This is a genomic window from Streptomyces katrae (assembly GCF_002028425.1).
Taxonomy (GTDB): Bacteria; Actinomycetota; Actinomycetes; order Streptomycetales; family Streptomycetaceae; genus Streptomyces; species Streptomyces katrae_A.
In genome coordinates, this window is the sequence record NZ_CP020042.1 from 498,284 (window position 1) to 513,746 (window position 15,463).

General features: G+C 74.2%; 17 protein-coding genes. 4 read left to right on the forward strand and 13 right to left on the reverse strand.

Annotation, left to right across the window (positions count from 1 at the left end):
* Window positions 1–130: 130 nt before the first annotated feature.
* The 4 genes from B4U46_RS02555 to B4U46_RS02565 all read left to right on the forward strand — a co-directional run bounded on the left by B4U46_RS02555 (window position 131) and on the right by B4U46_RS02565 (window position 3,423).
* On the forward strand, window positions 131–1,708 hold the full coding sequence (locus B4U46_RS02555) for an alpha/beta hydrolase (protein WP_079423659.1): 1,578 nt from the start codon (window positions 131–133) through the stop codon (window positions 1,706–1,708).
* Between the two features lie 131 nt (window positions 1,709–1,839).
* Window positions 1,840–2,007 carry a hypothetical protein gene (locus tag B4U46_RS37960; protein WP_167747563.1) on the forward strand — a complete coding sequence of 56 codons (168 nt, stop codon included), beginning with the start codon at window positions 1,840–1,842 and terminating at the stop codon, window positions 2,005–2,007.
* 199 nt (window positions 2,008–2,206) lie between these two features.
* Window positions 2,207–2,956, forward strand: a complete 750-nt coding sequence (locus B4U46_RS02560; protein WP_237293266.1) for a 3-hydroxybutyrate dehydrogenase — start codon at window positions 2,207–2,209, stop codon at window positions 2,954–2,956.
* Window positions 2,957–3,120: 164 nt separating this feature from the next.
* The gene (locus B4U46_RS02565) at window positions 3,121–3,423 is read left to right on the forward strand and encodes a DUF1876 domain-containing protein (protein ID WP_079423663.1); all 303 of its coding nucleotides are present in this window, start codon (window positions 3,121–3,123) and stop codon (window positions 3,421–3,423) included.
* Window positions 3,424–3,445: 22 nt separating this feature from the next.
* Here B4U46_RS02565 and hypE read toward each other — a convergent pair whose 3' ends face one another.
* From hypE to B4U46_RS02620, 13 genes are all read right to left on the reverse strand, one after another.
* Complete coding sequence (gene hypE / locus B4U46_RS02570; protein ID WP_079423665.1) at window positions 3,446–4,507, reverse strand: hydrogenase expression/formation protein HypE; 1,062 nt, start codon at window positions 4,505–4,507, stop codon at window positions 3,446–3,448.
* Complete coding sequence (gene hypD / locus B4U46_RS02575) at window positions 4,500–5,672, reverse strand: hydrogenase formation protein HypD (protein WP_079423667.1); 1,173 nt, start codon at window positions 5,670–5,672, stop codon at window positions 4,500–4,502. Before hypD ends, hypE begins: the two co-directional genes overlap by 8 nt.
* The gene (locus B4U46_RS02580; RefSeq protein WP_079423669.1) at window positions 5,669–6,022 is read right to left on the reverse strand and encodes a HypC/HybG/HupF family hydrogenase formation chaperone; all 354 of its coding nucleotides are present in this window, start codon (window positions 6,020–6,022) and stop codon (window positions 5,669–5,671) included. Before B4U46_RS02580 ends, hypD begins: the two co-directional genes overlap by 4 nt.
* The gene (gene hypF / locus B4U46_RS02585) at window positions 5,991–8,366 is read right to left on the reverse strand and encodes a carbamoyltransferase HypF (protein WP_079423671.1); all 2,376 of its coding nucleotides are present in this window, start codon (window positions 8,364–8,366) and stop codon (window positions 5,991–5,993) included. Before hypF ends, B4U46_RS02580 begins: the two co-directional genes overlap by 32 nt.
* Window positions 8,366–9,232 carry a hydrogenase nickel incorporation protein HypB gene (gene hypB / locus B4U46_RS02590; RefSeq protein ID WP_079423673.1) on the reverse strand — a complete coding sequence of 289 codons (867 nt, stop codon included), beginning with the start codon at window positions 9,230–9,232 and terminating at the stop codon, window positions 8,366–8,368. The genes hypF and hypB overlap by 1 nt, the downstream gene beginning before the upstream one ends.
* A gap of 2 nt (window positions 9,233–9,234) precedes the next feature.
* Complete coding sequence (locus B4U46_RS02595) at window positions 9,235–9,612, reverse strand: hydrogenase maturation nickel metallochaperone HypA (RefSeq protein WP_079423675.1); 378 nt, start codon at window positions 9,610–9,612, stop codon at window positions 9,235–9,237.
* A 103-nt stretch (window positions 9,613–9,715) separates the two neighbouring features.
* Window positions 9,716–9,820 carry a DUF6893 family small protein gene (locus B4U46_RS40555; protein WP_398898854.1) on the reverse strand — a complete coding sequence of 35 codons (105 nt, stop codon included), beginning with the start codon at window positions 9,818–9,820 and terminating at the stop codon, window positions 9,716–9,718.
* On the reverse strand, window positions 9,817–10,353 hold the full coding sequence (locus tag B4U46_RS36190) for a hydrogenase maturation protease (protein ID WP_107438212.1): 537 nt from the start codon (window positions 10,351–10,353) through the stop codon (window positions 9,817–9,819). The genes B4U46_RS40555 and B4U46_RS36190 overlap by 4 nt, the downstream gene beginning before the upstream one ends.
* Window positions 10,350–11,768 (reverse strand): hypothetical protein, encoded by a 1,419-nt coding sequence (locus B4U46_RS36195; RefSeq protein WP_107438213.1) that lies wholly within the window; start codon window positions 11,766–11,768, stop codon window positions 10,350–10,352. The genes B4U46_RS36190 and B4U46_RS36195 overlap by 4 nt, the downstream gene beginning before the upstream one ends.
* Complete coding sequence (locus tag B4U46_RS02605) at window positions 11,765–12,460, reverse strand: DUF6084 family protein (RefSeq protein WP_079423677.1); 696 nt, start codon at window positions 12,458–12,460, stop codon at window positions 11,765–11,767. The genes B4U46_RS36195 and B4U46_RS02605 overlap by 4 nt, the downstream gene beginning before the upstream one ends.
* Window positions 12,457–13,092: a DUF5947 family protein gene (locus B4U46_RS02610; protein WP_079423679.1), complete on the reverse strand. Its 636-nt coding sequence runs from the start codon at window positions 13,090–13,092 to the stop codon at window positions 12,457–12,459. The genes B4U46_RS02605 and B4U46_RS02610 overlap by 4 nt, the downstream gene beginning before the upstream one ends.
* Window positions 13,089–13,610 carry a hypothetical protein gene (locus B4U46_RS02615; protein ID WP_079423681.1) on the reverse strand — a complete coding sequence of 174 codons (522 nt, stop codon included), beginning with the start codon at window positions 13,608–13,610 and terminating at the stop codon, window positions 13,089–13,091. Before B4U46_RS02615 ends, B4U46_RS02610 begins: the two co-directional genes overlap by 4 nt.
* Window positions 13,607–15,391, reverse strand: coding sequence for a nickel-dependent hydrogenase large subunit (locus B4U46_RS02620; protein WP_079423683.1), 1,785 nt, complete (start codon window positions 15,389–15,391; stop codon window positions 13,607–13,609). The genes B4U46_RS02615 and B4U46_RS02620 overlap by 4 nt, the downstream gene beginning before the upstream one ends.
* Between the last annotated feature and the right edge of the window lie 72 nt (window positions 15,392–15,463).

Genomic DNA, 15,463 nt, shown 5'->3' on the forward strand with positions numbered 1-15,463 from the left:
GCGGTCCCGCCCGTGCTCCTCCCCCGCCGGCTCGGCCCACCCCCGGGCGATGCGGCCGCGACGCGATCGGATAGTTTGCCACCCGTTTACCCGAAGGCACCGCAACGCCCGCGCCCCCAGGAGCTCCCGCATGCCCCACCCCATACGCCGCCCCGTACGGACGGCCGTCGTGGCCGCCGCCGCGCTGCTGGCGGTCCCCGTCCTGGCGGCCTGCGACGGCGGCGCCAAGGCCCCGGCGGCGATGAAGCCCTCGGCCTCCGCCAGCGCCCCCGCCCCCACCGCGCCGGCGGCGCTGCCCGCCGCCCTGACCGGGCAGCGGCCGGGCTGGGCCCCGTGCCCGGCGCCCTCGGCGGCGCAGGGCGGCGGCAAGGCCCCGGGCGGGGACTGGGAGTGCGCGACGATGAAGGCGCCCCTGGACTACGCCAAGCCCGACGGCGAGACCCTGGACGTGGCGCTGATCCGCAAGAAGGCCACCGACGCGGGCAAGCGTCTTGGCTCGCTGGTCTACAACTTCGGCGGCCCCGGCGCCTCCGGCGTCAAGACCCTCCCGCACGCGGCGGACCACTACGAGAAGCTGGGCGCCGTCTACGACCTGGTGAGCTTCGACCCGCGCGGCGTGGGCAACACCGCCCCCGTCGTCTGTCTGGACGACAAGGCCCTGGACGCGGGGCCCGCGCCCTCCGGCGACGACCCCCTCGCCCCCGTCCGCACGTACACCGAGGCCTGCCGGCGCAACTCGGCGAAGCTCCTCCCCCACGTCGGCACGGCCGACACCGCACGGGACATGGACCTGATGCGGCAGGTGCTCGGCGACGCGAAGCTGAACTACTTCGGCATCTCCTACGGCACCCAGCTGGGCGGCGTCTACGCCCACCTGTTCCCGAAGAACGTCGGCCGCACCGTGTTCGACGCCGTGGTCGACCCCACCTCCGACGAGCTCCAGGCGAGCCTCGGCCAGGCCAGGGGGTTCCAGCAGGCGCTGGAGCACGCCATGGAGTTCTGCCGCGAGAAGTACGCCGCCAAGTGCCCCACGGGCGCCGGCACCGACGAGGGCAACCGCCGGATCGGCGAGCTGCTGAAGAAGCTGGAGACGGAGCCCGCCCCCACCAAGAGCGGCCGCAAGCTCACCTCCGACCTCGCGCTCACCGGCATCGCCGCCAGCCTCTACGACAAGCGGACCTGGGACTACCTCGTCCAGAGCCTGGCCGAGCTGCAACAGCGCGGCACCGGGAACAACCTGCTCGCCATCGCCGACGCCTACAGCGGGCGCGGCGCGGACGGCCACTACGACAACACCGACGCCGCGCACACCGCGATCGGCTGCGCCGACACCAGCCGCCGCTACACGGTGCCGGAGATGCGGGCCCAGGAGCCCGCCTTCCGCTCGGCCTCCCCGGTCTTCGGGCCGTCCATGGCCAAGGGCCTGCTCGTCTGCACCGACTGGCCGGTGCGCGGCACGTCCGACAAGCCGCAGGTGGCCGCCGAGGGCGCGGCCCCGATCCTCGTCATCGGCAACACCGGCGACCCGGCCACCCCGGTCGAGGGCGCGAAGCGGATGGCCGACGCGCTCGGCCGGGGCGTCGGCGTCAGCCTGACGGTGAAGGGCGAGGGGCACGGGGTCTACGGCAAGGACGCCTGCGCGACCAAGGCGGTCGACGCGTTCCTCGTCGACGGCACCGCTCCGGCGGACGGGACCGTCTGCTCCTGAGTTCCGCTTTGCCCCCTGTTCGGGCCTTTGCCCCGGCACCCGTACCGACCTGTGTTCGGGTGCCGGGATTCCGCCACCTACACTTGTGCCGCCCGGCCGCCGGTGCCGGCTTCAGGGGAGCGACGTCCTAAGTGAGCAGCACCAGCAGTGAAGCGCCGATCTACGACCGGCTCGTACGCGAGCGAGGCGATGTGCCGGGTCAGGTCCGCCGTGAGGCGGAGGAGATCCTCCGCCACCTCGCCCAGGTGATGGCGGGCCGGCCCCCGTCGGGCGGACTGCCGGGCTGGCGCACCCACTAACCGGGCTTCACCCCTCGCGGCTGACCCGCGCACCCGCTCCACCCCTGTCGGTTCCCGCCATGGGCGGCGGGCGGAGTGTGGGGGCGGCACACATCGGCAGACGGCGGCGGGGGTCCCTACCGTTCGGTACATGACGAGCGGATCTTCCAGCATCGCGTCCGGCGCCGGCGTGCCCGCCCCGGCGGACGGCGGCGGCCCCATGGGGCCCGGCCCCGCGGGCCGGGTGGCCCTGGTGACCGGCGGCGGCAGCGGCATCGGGCGCGCCTGCGCCGTGGCCCTGGCCGACGCCGGGGCGTTCGTGCACGTCGTGGACGTGGACGCAGACGCGGCGAAGGCCGTGGCCGCGGCCGTCGGCGGGACGGCCCACACGGCCGACCTCGCCGACCCCGCCGCCATCGACGGCCTCCCGCCCGCCGTGGACATCCTGGTCAACAGCGCGGGGCTGCAACACGTCGCCGCCATCGAGGAGTTCCCGCCCGAGCGGTTCGAGCTGATCCAGCGGGTGATGGTGCACGCCCCGTTCCTGCTGCTGCGCCGGGTGCTGCCGCACATGTACGGGCGCGGCTGGGGCCGGGTGGTCAACATCTCCAGCGTGCACGGACTGCGGGCCAGCGCCTTCAAGTCCGCCTACGTGGCGGCCAAGCACGGGCTGGAGGGCCTGAGCAAGGTCACCGCCCTGGAAGGCGCCCCGCACGGGGTGACGAGCAACTGCGTCAGCCCCGGCTACGTCCGCACCCCGCTGGTGGAGCGGCAGATCGCCGCCCAGGCCGAGGCGCACGGCATCCCCGCCGAACGGATCGTCGAGGAGGTGCTGTTGCGCGGCTCGGCCATCAAGCGGCTGATCGAGCCCGAGGAGGTGGCGGCGGTCGCCGTGTGGCTGTGCGGCCCGCACACCGCGCACGTCACCGGTGCCTCGCTGCCGATGGACGGCGGCTGGACCGCCGCCTGACGCCCGGACGGTGTCCGGGCCGCGGCCGCCGTACCGGATCCGGCCGGGGGCACGAGCCCTTCCCGCGTCGGCCGGTGGTGGAATTCCGGCGGGCGCGGGCTTTGCGTGCGGCGCGCGCGGGGGGATCCTGGGAACGGGGCCCGGCCACGGCGAGGAGGCAGGACATGACACACGCCGAGGAGTGGAGGGTGGACCTCTACCTCGTGGAGGAGGACGGCACCACCAGGGCCCGGGCCGTGCTGGACAACGGCAGGACCACGATCACGGGCAGCGGCCGGGCCCGGTGCAATCCGCAGGACGTGGACGTGCCCGCGATCGGCGACGAGCTGGCCGCGAGCCGGGCGATGCGCGACCTGTCCGCCCGGCTGATGCGTGCCGCCGACCGCGACCTGGCGGCGGTGGGGGCCGTGCCCGACCCGCCGCGCACCGGGTACGGCTGGCCGGACGACGCCCGCCCGGCGAAGTAGCCGGGCGGGCAGCGGGTCCCGGTCAGCAGATGCGGGGCAGCTGCTCCCCCAGCGGCAGGTCCACCACACGGGTGCCGCCGAGGCCGGTGCGCGCCACGACCAGGCCCGGGTGGGCCTCGACGGCCTCGCCGATCACCGCCGCGTGCCGGCCCAGCGGGTGGGCGCGCATGGCGTCGAGGACGGCTTCGGCGTGCTCACGGGGGACGAAGGCGACCAGCTTGCCCTCGTTGGCGACGTAGAGCGGGTCGAGCCCGAGGATGGCGCAGGCGTTCGCCACGGCCTCCGGGACCGGGACGCGTCCCTCGTGCAGCACGACGCCGGTGCCGGAGGCGGCCGCGATCTCGTTCAGGGCGGCGGCGAGCCCGCCGCGGGTGGGGTCGCGCAGGACGTGCAGGTCGGGGGTGACGGCGAGCATCGCGCGGACGAGACCGCCCAGGGCCGCGCAGTCGCTCTCGATGTCGACGCCGAACTCCAGCCCCTCCCGGACGCTCATGATCGCGACCCCGTGCAGGCCGATCTCACCGCTGACGATCACCACGTCGCCCGGTACGACGCGCTGCGGGCGCAGGTCGACCCCGTCCGGGATCAGTCCGATCCCGGCGGTGTTGACGTAGACGCCGTCCCCGTGGCCCATCTCGACGACCTTGGTGTCGCCGGTGGCCACCTCCACGCCGGCGGCCCGCGCGGCGGCGCCCATGTCCTCGGCGACCCGGGCGACGGTGGCCATCTCCACGCCTTCTTCGAGGATGAACCCGCAGGAGAGGTAGGCGGCCTGGGCACCGCCCATGGCGAGGTCGTTGACGGTGCCGTTGACGGCGAGGCCGCCGATGCTCCCGCCCGGGAAGAACAGCGGGCGCACCACGTACGAGTCGGTGGAGAAGGCCAGGCGGAGCCCGCCCACGCGCAGCGCCGCGCAGTCGCCGAGCCGGGCCAGGGCCTCGCCGCCGAAGGCGGGGGCGAACAGGTGCTGGACCAGCTCCGCCGACAGGGCTCCGCCGCCGCCGTGGCCCATCACCACGCGGGGCCGGTCGCGCAGGGGGGCCGGGCAGGTCCAGGCCGTGATGTCGAGTGCGGTCTCAGGCAACGGGGCTCGCCTCCAGCGGGGCGGTCGGGACGGTGGGCCGGTCCGGGGTGGTGGCGGGCCGGGCGGGGCCGGGCCCCAGGTCGAGCCGCCGGTAGAGGTAGTAGGCGGCGCAGGCGCCCTCGCTGGAGACCATGGTGGCGCCGAGCGGGCTGCGCGGGGTGCACAGGGTGCCGAAGGCCTCGCACTCGTGCGGTTTGATCAGCCCCTGGAGCACCTCGCCGCTGCGGCAGGCGGCCGGCTCGCGGGTGGTGATGCCGGTGACGCGGAAGCGGTGTTCGGCGTCGTACTCGCGGAACCGTTCGGACAGCCGCCAGCCGCTGTCCGGGATGGTCCCGATGCCGCGCCAGGCGCGGTCGGTGACCTCGAAGACGTCCGCGAGCATGGCGAGGGCGGCCGGGTTGCCCTCGGGGCGGACGGCGCGCGGGTAGGCGTTCTCGACGGTGTGCTCGCCGCGTTCCAGCTGCCGTACGGCGCGTCGTACGCCTTCGAGGATGTCCAGGGGTTCGAAGCCGGTGACGACGATCGGGACGCGGTGGCGGTCCGCCAGCTCCGGGTACTCGGCGGTGCCCATGACGCTGCACACGTGTCCGGCGGCGAGGAAGCCCTGGACCCGGCAGCTGGGCGAGCGCATGATCGCCTCGATGGCCGGGGGGACCCGGACGTGCGAGACGAGCAGGCTGAAGTTGGTGATGCCGAGTTTCCTGGCCTGGTACACCGCCATGGCGTTGGGCGGGGCCGTGGTCTCGAAGCCGATGCCGAAGAAGACGACCTCGCGGTCGGGGTTCTGCCGGGCGGTCTTGAGGGCGTCGAGGGGCGAGTACACCACGCGTACGTCGCCGCCCTCGCCGCGGACCTGGAAGAGGTCGCGGCCGGTTCCGGGGACGCGGAGCATGTCCCCGAAGGAGCAGAAGATCACCCCGGGGCGGGAGGCGATCTCCAGGGCCTTGTCGATGACCTCGAGCGGGGTGACGCACACCGGGCAGCCGGGTCCGTGGATCAGCTCGACCTCGTCGGGCAGGAGCTGGTCGATGCCGTGCCGGATGATGGTGTGGGTCTGCCCGCCGCAGACCTCCATCAGCGCCCAGGGGCGGGTGACCGTGGCACGGATGTCGTCGAGCAGCCTGCGGGCCAGGGCGGGGTCCTGGAATTCCTCGATGTACTTCACTGCCCCACTTCCTTCCGCGTCGCCGCCGCCTCGGCCGGGCGGCCTTCGCCGTCGTCCTCCCCGAAGGGGCCCTCCTCGTCGCCGAACCGGGCCGCCTGCTCCCACGGGTCACCGAACTCCTCCTGGAGCATGCCGAGTTCGGCGAACAGGCCGAGGGTCTTGCGGGCCGACTCCTCGTCGAGCCGCTGGAGGGCGAAGCCCACGTGCACGATGGCGTACTCCCCCACCCGGAGGTCCGGAAGGTACTCCAGGCACACCTCCTTCTGTACGCCGCCGAAGTCGACGGTGGCCATGCGGGTGCCGTCCCTCTCCCCGATCTCAAGCACTCTGCCGGGTACCGCCAGGCACATGGGCGTCTCCTTGTGGTGGGTGTGGCGTGGCGGTGGCTGCCGCCACCATGAGCTGGCCGAGCGCCAGGCCGCCGTCGTTGGGCGGCACCCGGTGCTGGCGCAGGACGGTGAACCCCCGCGCGCGCAGCGTCCGGGCGCACGCGGAGGACAGGAGGGTGTTACAGAAGACCCCGCCGGTCAGGGCGACGGTCTCCAGGCCGTGTCCGGCGCGGGCCAGCACGCAGAGGTCGGCGACCAGGGCGGCGACCGCCGCGTGGAAACGGGCGGCGATCAGCGGGCGGGGCGTGCCCGCCCGTACGTCGGCCACCGCGGCGGCCAGGACGGGCGCCGGGTCGGCGGTCACGGGGGCCGTCGCGCCGGGCGGCGGCAGGCGCAGGCCGAAGGCGTACGCGCCGCGGTCGGGTGGCGCCTGGAGGGCTGCGGCCTCCAGTTCGACGGCGGCCTGGGCCTCGTAGCCGGCCTGCTGGCAGATCCCGGCGAGGGAGGAGACGGCGTCGAAGAGCCGGCCCATGCTGGAGGTGGGCGCGCAGTTCAGTCCGCGCTCCAGCTGGGTTTCCAGTACCCGCAGTTCACCGGGCGGGCAGGCGGCGGTGCAGGGCAGGTCCGGGGTCCGGGCGAGGCCGGCGGCGCGCAGGTGGGACAGGGCCATGCGGTACGGGCGGCGCACGGCCGCGTCGCCGCCGGGCAGCGGGACGTAGGCGAGGTGGGCGAAGCGGGTGTAGCCGCGGTAGTCCGCGAGGAGGACCTCCCCGCCCCAGACGGCGCCGTCGTCGCCGTAGCCGGTGCCGTCGAAGGCGACGCCGATCACCCGGCTGCCGCCGTCGTGGCCGTGTTCGGCCAGGGCGGAGGCGATGTGGGCGTGGTGGTGCTGGACGGGGACCAGCGGGCGGCCCGCCGCGTGGTCGCGGGTCCAGCGGCCGGAGCGGTAGCCGGGGTGCCGGTCGGCGGCGAGCAGGGCGGGGGCGACCCCGGTGAGGGCGGACAGCTGGCGCTGGGCGTGGGCGAAGGCGTCCTGGGTGGCGAGGTCGTCCATGTCGCCGATGTGGGCGGAGAGCCAGGCGCGCCGGCCTTCGCCGAGGCAGAGGACGTTCTTCAGGTCGCCGCCGGCGGCGAGGGTGGCGGGGACGGTCAGGGGGAGGGTGAGCGGCAGGGGGGCGTAGCCGCGCGAGCGCCGCAGGAGCAGGGGTTGTCCGTCGCAGAGGCGGACGACGGAGTCGTCGCAGGGGACGTGGATCGGGCGGTCGTGGGTGAGCCAGGCGTCGGCGAGGTGGGCGAGGCGTTCCAGGGCCTCGTCGTCGTCGGTGACGATGGGTTCACCGGAGAGGTTGCCGCTGGTCATGACGAGCAGGCGGGGTCCGGGCGGGTCGCCGGGCAGGCCGAGCAGCAGGTGGTGCAGGGGGGTGTAGGGGAGCATCACGCCGAGGTCGGGGCTGCCGGGGGCGACGGCGTCGGCGAGCTCCGGGGCGGTGGCGGCCCGGCGGCGGAGCAGGACGATGGGGCGGACGGATCCGGTGAGCAGTTCCCGTTCGCCGGGGCCGAGTTCGGCGATGCGCTCGATGTCGTCGAGGCCGCGGGCCATCAGGGCGAAGGGTTTGTCCCCGCGTTCCTTGCGGCGGCGCAGTCCGGCCACGGCTTCGGCGTTTGCGGCGTCGCAGGCCAGGTGGTAGCCGCCGAGGCCCTTCACGGCGAGGACGGCGCCTTCGGCCAGCAGCCGGCGGGCCCGTGCGACGGGGTCGGCGGTGGTGGTGGCGCGGGGCGGGCGGCCGGTGAGCAGCCGCAGGCGGGGGCCGCAGGCCGGGCAGGCGACGGGCTGGGCGTGGAAGCGGCGGTCGGCGGGGTCGCTGTACTCGCGGGCGCAGTCGGGGCACATCGGGAAGCGGGCCATGGTGGTGTGGGCGCGGTCGTAGGGCAGCCCGGTGACGATGGTGAAGCGGGGTCCGCAGTGGGTGCAGGTGATGAAGGGGTGGCGGTGGCGGCGGTCGGCCGGGTCCGCGAGTTCGGCGAGGCAGTCGGCGCAGGTGGCGGTGTCCGGGGAGACCAGGGTGCGGGGCGGGCCGCCGGTGCGGGAGGCGATGATGGTGAAACCGGCGCCGCCGGTGGCCGGGACGGGGCGGTGGTCGACGGTGTCGACGACCGCCAGGGGCGGGGCGTCGGCGGCGAGGCGGTCGCAGAACGCCGCCACCGCAGACCGGGGGCCCTCGACCTCGGCGACCACGCCTTCGGGGGTGTTGGTGACGTGGCCGGCCAGGCCGAGGGTGGTGGCGCGGGTGTAGACGTACGGGCGGAATCCGACGCCCTGGACCACGCCGCGGACGGTGACGCGGCGGCGTTCCGCGGCCTCCATCAGTGGAGCCCGGCCGTGCCCGCGGGGGCCGGTGCCGGGTGGACCGCGGGCGGGGATCCCGCGGGGCCGTCCCCGGGCCGGCCCCGAACCGTTTCCGGCGGCTGCGCCGGTCCGTGGCCGTGGTCGTGGTCATGGGTGTGGTCGTGGTGGGGTTCGTGGGTGTGGGTGTGGGGGTGTGCGTGGCGGGACATCACCGGGTTGTGGGCGCGGGTGCCCCCCGCGATGGCCAGGGCGTGGTCCAGGAGGAGGCCCGTGCCCTCCAGCGAGCGGGCGGAGGTGCGCAGGATCCGCACGCCGGGGTTGACCTGCTGGACGTTCGCGCGGAAGGCGGCCTCGTCGAAGCCGACGGCCTCCGCGATGTCGGTCTTGGTGATGACCACCAGCTGGGCCGGGCCGAAGGCGGTCGGGTACTTCAGGGGCTTGTCCTCGCCCTCCGTCACCGAGGCCAGGACCACGCGCAGGGACTCGCCCAGGTCGTAGGAGGCCGGGCAGACGAGGTTGCCGACGTTCTCGACGAACAGGAGGCGGGTGTCCTCGGGGAGCCAGCCGTCCAGGTAACGGCCCAGCATGTGCGCTTCGAGGTGGCACAGGCCGTCGGTGAGGACCTGTTGGACGGGGACGCCCGAACGGGCCAGCCGGGTCGCGTCGTTCTCCGTCGCCAGGTCGGCCGTCAGGGCGGCCACGGACACGCCCCGTTCCCGGGCCAGCGTCAACTCGCGTTCCAGCAGGGCCGTCTTCCCGCTCCCGGGGCTGGAGAGCAGGTTGACCACGGTCGTTCCGCGGGCGGTGAGTTCGGCGCGCAGGGCCTGCGCGGCCCCGTCGTTCTTCGCGAGCACCGCTCGTCGCAGGTCGGCCTCTCGGCACACGGTCAGGCCTCCTCGGGGATCGGTTCGAGGGCGTCGTCCCAGACCACGCGCAGGATCCGCAGTTCGCGCCCCGAGAGGAGCTCCACGGGAGTGGCCTTCGCGCAGCGGGGGCAGGTCAGGTCGGGGGGCATGCCGACGGCCCACTCGCCCGTGCAGGAAGCGCAGCGGGCGCGGGCCGCCACGCGGTGGGTGACGAGTTCGGCGCCTTCGAGGGGGGTGCCGGTGCAGGCCAGTTCGAAGGAGAAGGCCAGGGCGTCGGGGACGACACCGGCCAGTTCCCCGATCTCCAGCTCCACCCGGCTCACGGAGCGTGCCGCTCCGGCTGGGGCCGCCTCCGCCACCTGGTCCACGACGGCCATGGCGATCGACATCTCGTGCATCGGACTCCGTCCTGCCGGGCCCCATTACAGCGGCGGGACCGCAGCGGGCGGGGCGGGCGCGCCGACGCGCCGCCCGCCCCGTCCTCCGTTCGGACGCGCGGGGTCACATGCGGCGGATCCGCAGGTAGCGCTTGATGTCGGGGAAGGTCTGCGCGAGTACGGCGGCCACGGCCAGGGCGACGGCTCCGCAGACGAAGGCCTTCTTCATGGGGTTCTCCTCAGTTCGCACCGGTTGCTTGGGTCCGGCCCGGGCTCCGCCTCCTGGGCCTGCAGGAGGTCCAGGAGCATCCGTACGGCCTCCGGCACCGCGGCGGCCACGGGGGCGCTCAGCCCGATGCCCTCCTCCAGGAGGGCGGGTTCGCAGCCGATGACGTACGTGCGCCGGGGCGGGCGGGAACCGGTGCCGGCGCACAGGGTGCCCAGCAGGCCGAGGACGGCGTCGGGGGTCATGTGGTGGCCGTCCAGGACGGGGCGGCCGGCGCCCGCCGGGGCGGAGCCGGGCTCCTCGATCAGGTACAGGGTGCCCGGGTCGCCGCCGCGTTGGGTGGCGTCGACCAGGACGAGGGTGTCGTAGCCGTCGAGGAGCTGGTAGGCCAGGTGCACCCCGCGCACGCCGAAGTCGGCCACCTCCACGTGGCCGGGCAGGGCGTGCGCGGACAGGGCCCGCACCGTCTCGACGCCGAAGCCGTCGTCGCCGAGGAAGACGTTGCCGATGCCGGCGATCAGGACCCGGCCGCTCACGGCTCCTCCAGGGCGGTCACCTCGTCGGGCTGGAAGTACAGGAAGCGGCCCTGTTCGCGGCGGATGTCGGCGCCCGGGTCGCCCTCCACGGTCACGGCCAGGTGCACTCCCCCGTCGACGTCGTGCAGGACCTCCTCCACGCGTGCGGTGCGGCCCTGGAGGAAGAGGTCCTGGGCGTCGGTGCGCCGCAGGCCGGGGCGGAGCGTCACGCGACTGCCGGGGCCGACGGGTGTGCCGTCGACCAGGACCCGCTCGGGCGCGGGTTCGGCGGGGGCGGTGCCGGCCGGGTCCCACCAGGGGGTGTCCGGGGTGAAGAGGGCGTCCGGCGGGGGCTCCCCGGGCGCCGTCCCCCCGGTGGCGCCGCGCAGGGAGCGCACCGCCCCGTGGAGCCGTTCCAGTACCTCGGGCGGCAGGGTGTCGGCCAGGTCTACGACGGCCGCGGCGCGCGCGTCCGTGCCGCGTGCCTCGCGCTTCTCCTCGTCGGTGAGGGCGGCGGTGCGCAGGGCGAGGATCTCGTCGATCTCGGTGGCGTCGTACATCGCCCCGGCGCTCTCGGGGGCGATGGCGGGGTGGTCCTCCAGGATGATCGGGGAGGAGAGGACCACGTCGGCGCGGCCGTCCTCGCCGGCCAGGACCGGCCAGGTGTGGAGGTTCGCGCAGGCGGCGACGGCGGACCGGGCCCATTCGGGCGGGTCGGTCATGGACAGGAAGGAGCCCGGGGCGAGGCCCAGCAGGAGGTGGGCGGCGACCAGCGAGCGGGGCAGGGCCTCCTCGCGGGCGGCGGGGCCGTCGGGGGTCCAGGGGCTGGTGTTCTCGACCACGGCGGTGAGTTTCAGGACCCGGTAGGGTCCTTCCAGTTCCTCCGCGTGCAGGCGTACCACGCCCTCGACCTCCTGGGTGCGCCGGACCAGGCGGCCGACGGTCCGGCCGCGGTCGTCGAGCACCGGTTCGGTGTCCTCGCGGGCGGGGCGGGTGAAGGGGAGGACGATCTCCTTCTGCGTCAGTTCGGGGACGGCCACGCGCAGTTCGACCCGCTCCTCGGTGCCCTCGTCCCAGGGGACCAGGACCCGGTCGGGCAGGTGGAGGCCTGCGGTGTCGGTGAACGTGCCGTCGTCGTGGGCCTCTTGCACGGTCCGGCGCTGGGCGTGCAGGAAGCGCAGTTCGAGGGAGAGGGTGGCGGCGCCGCGCGGTTCCATCAGGATCTCGGTGCGCTGGAGGCTGTGCTCGCCCTGGGCGGGGGCCCATGCGGGCGGCACGAGGACGCCGAACTGCCAGCGCATCCGGTTCTTGGCGGCGGAGGCCCGGTAGGGGTAGAGGACGTAGCCCTCGAAGAGGACGGCGTCGGCCACCTGGCGGGCCGTCTCGAAGCGGCGGCCGGAGCGGTGGGCGGTGGTGGTGGGGGCCGTCGTGGTCATGGGGCGGCCCTCTCGGTGACGCGGGGTGCGGGCGTGCCGGGCAGCGGGAGCGGCGGCGGGGCGGGTTCGGCGGCGGCCAGCAGGGCGCGCAGGGTGGTCTCCCAGGAGGCCAGGGCGTGGCGGGAGCGGTAGGCGAGCAGTTCGGCCATGGTGTCGCGGGGCAGCCGCAGCCATCCGCAGCCGGGGAAGTGCTGTTCGACCATCTCCTGCCAGACGGCGACGGGCATCCGGCAGACGGCCTCGCGGTCCCAGGGGACGGGTTCGACGCGGAAGCCGCCGGCGCCGGTGAAGGCGGTGCCGGAGAAGAGCAGCAGCAGGGGGACTTCGCCGTCCTGGAGGGCGTTGAAGTAGCGGGCGCAGGCGATGTCCATGTCGTAGGTGCAGGGGACGACGAGGTCGGTCTCGGTCTGCCCGGTGAACCCCGGCACCATCACGCCGACCTGGGCGAACTGCACGGGCCTCAGGGTGCTCCCCCAGCGGGAGCGGTCGCCGAACAGGTCGGCGAGGGCTTCGGCCTCCTCGGGGCCGTAGCCGCGCCGGGCCGGTTCGATGCGGATCTGGCAGCGCAGGGCGAGGGCGTGGACCCGGGTGTCGGGGGCCGCCGCGGTGATGCGCAGCCGCAGGACGAGGGTGGGCCCGGCGGCGTAGGGGTCGGCGCGAACCCCGGTGCAGGTGAAGGTGAGGTCCGTCATGAGGGGCCGGCCTCCGCGAGGATCCGGGCGCGGGCCTCGACGTGGGCGAAGAGGGTGTCGAGGGCGGCGCGGGCCTCGGCGCCGCCGTCGAAGCCGCGCCAGAGCAGCCGCATCCTGCCGACGAGTTCGTAGCAGAGGTCGATGGGGACCAGGTGGCAGGTGGTGCGGCCGGGCGTGTGGTGCAGCAGCAGGGCCTCCACGTCGGGTTCGAGGAGGCCCGCGAGCCGGCCGGCGCCGAGGACGGACTGCCAGGTGTCGGGGTCGAGTTCGCTCTCGGTGGCTCCGGCGGGGCTCGGGTAGAGGGCGACGAGGCGGCCGAGGGCGGCGTTGCGGAAGAGGAAGGCCACGCCGACGGGGATCCTCAGCCGTTCCCAGGCCGTGTCGTCCAGCTGGTGGCCGGGGTCGGCGAGATAGCGGTCGGGGACGGCCCGGTACCGGCCGGTGCGGGTGCCCGGCCGGTCGAAGAGGAGGGCGCAGGCGGTGCAGGCGCACACCAGGGCCCGCTTCTCGGTCTCCACCAGGTGGCGGTGGCCGTCCGGGGGTACGGGGGTCCCGCAGAGTTCGCAGCTCTCGGGGCGGGGCGGGCGGGGGCCGGTGAAGCGGCGCAGCCCCCGGGGGCGGGGGCCCGTCACGGCACCCGGGCCGGGGTGTGCGGGCGGGTGCCGATCTGGAGCAGGGGCGGTGGGGGTGCGGGCGTCTCGATGTCGACGCCGGTCACCTCGGGGGCGAAGCAGGCGAGGGCGTCCTCCAGGGCCGCGCGGGTGGGGTCGCCTGAGCCGCAGCCGCAGCCGGAGGTCTCGGCGGGGGTGGTGCGCAGCCGCAGGACCCCGGTGGCGGCGTCGAAGCCCAGGGGCCGGGCGGGGGTGCCGGCGCTGCGCAGGGCGCGTTCGATGCGGGTGTCGACGTCCTCGGGGTGCAGGCCGTGCAGGGTGAGCAGGCTCGCCACGAGGTCGTCGTCCAGCAGCGGGGCCAGGGCCCCGGCGCCGAGCCGCTCGGTGATCCGGGCGAGGCCGGCCCCGTAGAACTCCATGAGGACGCGGACGAGTTCCTCGGCGGCCGCGCAGGCGGCGCGGTCGCCGGAGGCGGCCAGCCCGTCGAGCACCTCCTCGACGCGTGCGCCCGCCTGCCGGGCGTCGGCGGCGGCGCTCATCCGCCGAGTCCGCTCAGGCCGGTGGGGACGTGCATGGTCTTCACGGTCTTGCCGCCGCCGACGTACATGTGGACCCCGCAGGGCAGACAGGGGTCGAAGCTGCGCACGGCGCGCATGATGTCGATGCCCTTGAAGTTCTCCGGGGCGTTCTCCTCGAAGATCGGCGTGTTCTGCACGGCGTCCTCGTAGGGGCCCGGGGTGCCGAAGGTGTCGCGGGTGCTGGCGTTCCACGGGGTGGGCGGGTACGGGTGGTAGTTGGCGATCTTCCCGTCGCGGATGACCATGTGGTGGGAGAGGACGCCGCGGACGGCCTCGGTGAAGCCGCAGCCGATGGACTGGTCCGGGACCTCGAACTTCTCCCAGGTCTGGGTGCGTCCGGCGCGGACCTCGGCCAGGCCCTGCTCGGCGCAGTGCAGGGCGATGCCGGCGGCGTAGGCCTGGAAGTAGGTGCGGGCGCGGTTGCGTTCCAGCGCGTTGGACCACTTCGGGATCTTCCACTCGAAGGTGGTCTCCGGCTTGGTCATGGTGCGCGGCAGGGTGATGATCACGCTGTGGCCGGTGGCCTTGACGTAGCCGACGTCGACGAGCCCGGACAGGGCGGTGGACCACAGGCGGGCGAGGGGGCCGCCGCCGGTGTCGAGCGGCAGGTGGTCCTTGCCGTCGAACCAGCGGGGGGACATCACCCAGCTGTACTTGTCGTCGAAGTTGCGCTTCTGCGGGGCGGGGATGGTGTGCTGGTTCCAGGGGTGGCGGGGGTCGACGGGGTTGCCGAGCGGGTCGTGGGTGACGAACTGCTCGCGGCCCTCCCAGTCGTCGTAGTACGAGCTGCCGAGCAGGATGCGGATGCCGAGGTTGATCTCGGTGAGGTCGTTGGTGACCAGCTTGCCGTCGACGACGACGCCCGGGGTGACGAACATCTTCCGTCCCCAGTCGGTCATGTTGGCGTAGGTGAAGTCGCAGTACTCCGGATCGTTGAGGGCGCCCCAGCAGCCCAGCAGCACGCGCCGCCGTCCGACCTCCTCGTAGCCGGGAAGGGCCTCGTAGAAGAAGTCGAACAGGTCGTCGTGGAGCGGGACGACCCGCTTCATGAACTCGCAGTACCGCATGAGGCGGCTCATGTAGTCGGTGAACAGCTGGACGGAGGCGATGGTGCCGACGCCGCCCGGGTAGAGGGTGGAGGGGTGCACGTGGCGGCCCTCCATCAGGCAGAACATCTCGCGGGTGTACCGGCTGACCTGGAGGGCCTCGCGGTAGAACTCGCCCTCGATGGGGTTGAGGGAGCGCATGATGTCGGCGATGGTGCGGTAGCCGTGGTCGCCGGCGTGCGGGGCCTCGGTGCGCTCGGCGAGTTCGAGGACGCCGGGGTTGGTCTCGCGGACCATCTTCTCGCAGTAGTCGACCCCGACCAGGTTCTCCTGGAAGATGTTGTGGTCGAACATGTACTCCGCCGACTCGCCGAGGTTGATGATCCACTCGGCGAGGTGCGGCGGCTTGACCCCGTAGGCCATGTTCTGCGTGTAGACGGAGCAGGTGGCGTGGTTGTCCCCGCAGATGCCGCAGATGCGGCTGGTGATGAAGTGCGCGTCGCGGGGGTCCTTGCCTCGCATGAAGACGCTGTAGCCGCGGAAGACCGACGAGGTGCTGTAGCACTCGGCGACGCGCTTCTGCTTGAAGTCGATCTTCGTGTGGATGCCGAGGCTGCCCACGATCCGGGTGATCGGATCCCAGGCCATCTCGACCAGGCCGCTGCCGTCGCCGGCCGCGTTCGTCTTCGGTGCCATCGTCTGTGCCGTGACCCTTCGTTCGGTACGGGGTGGAGCGGGACGGAATCGGTGCGGACCGCGGGGAGGGCG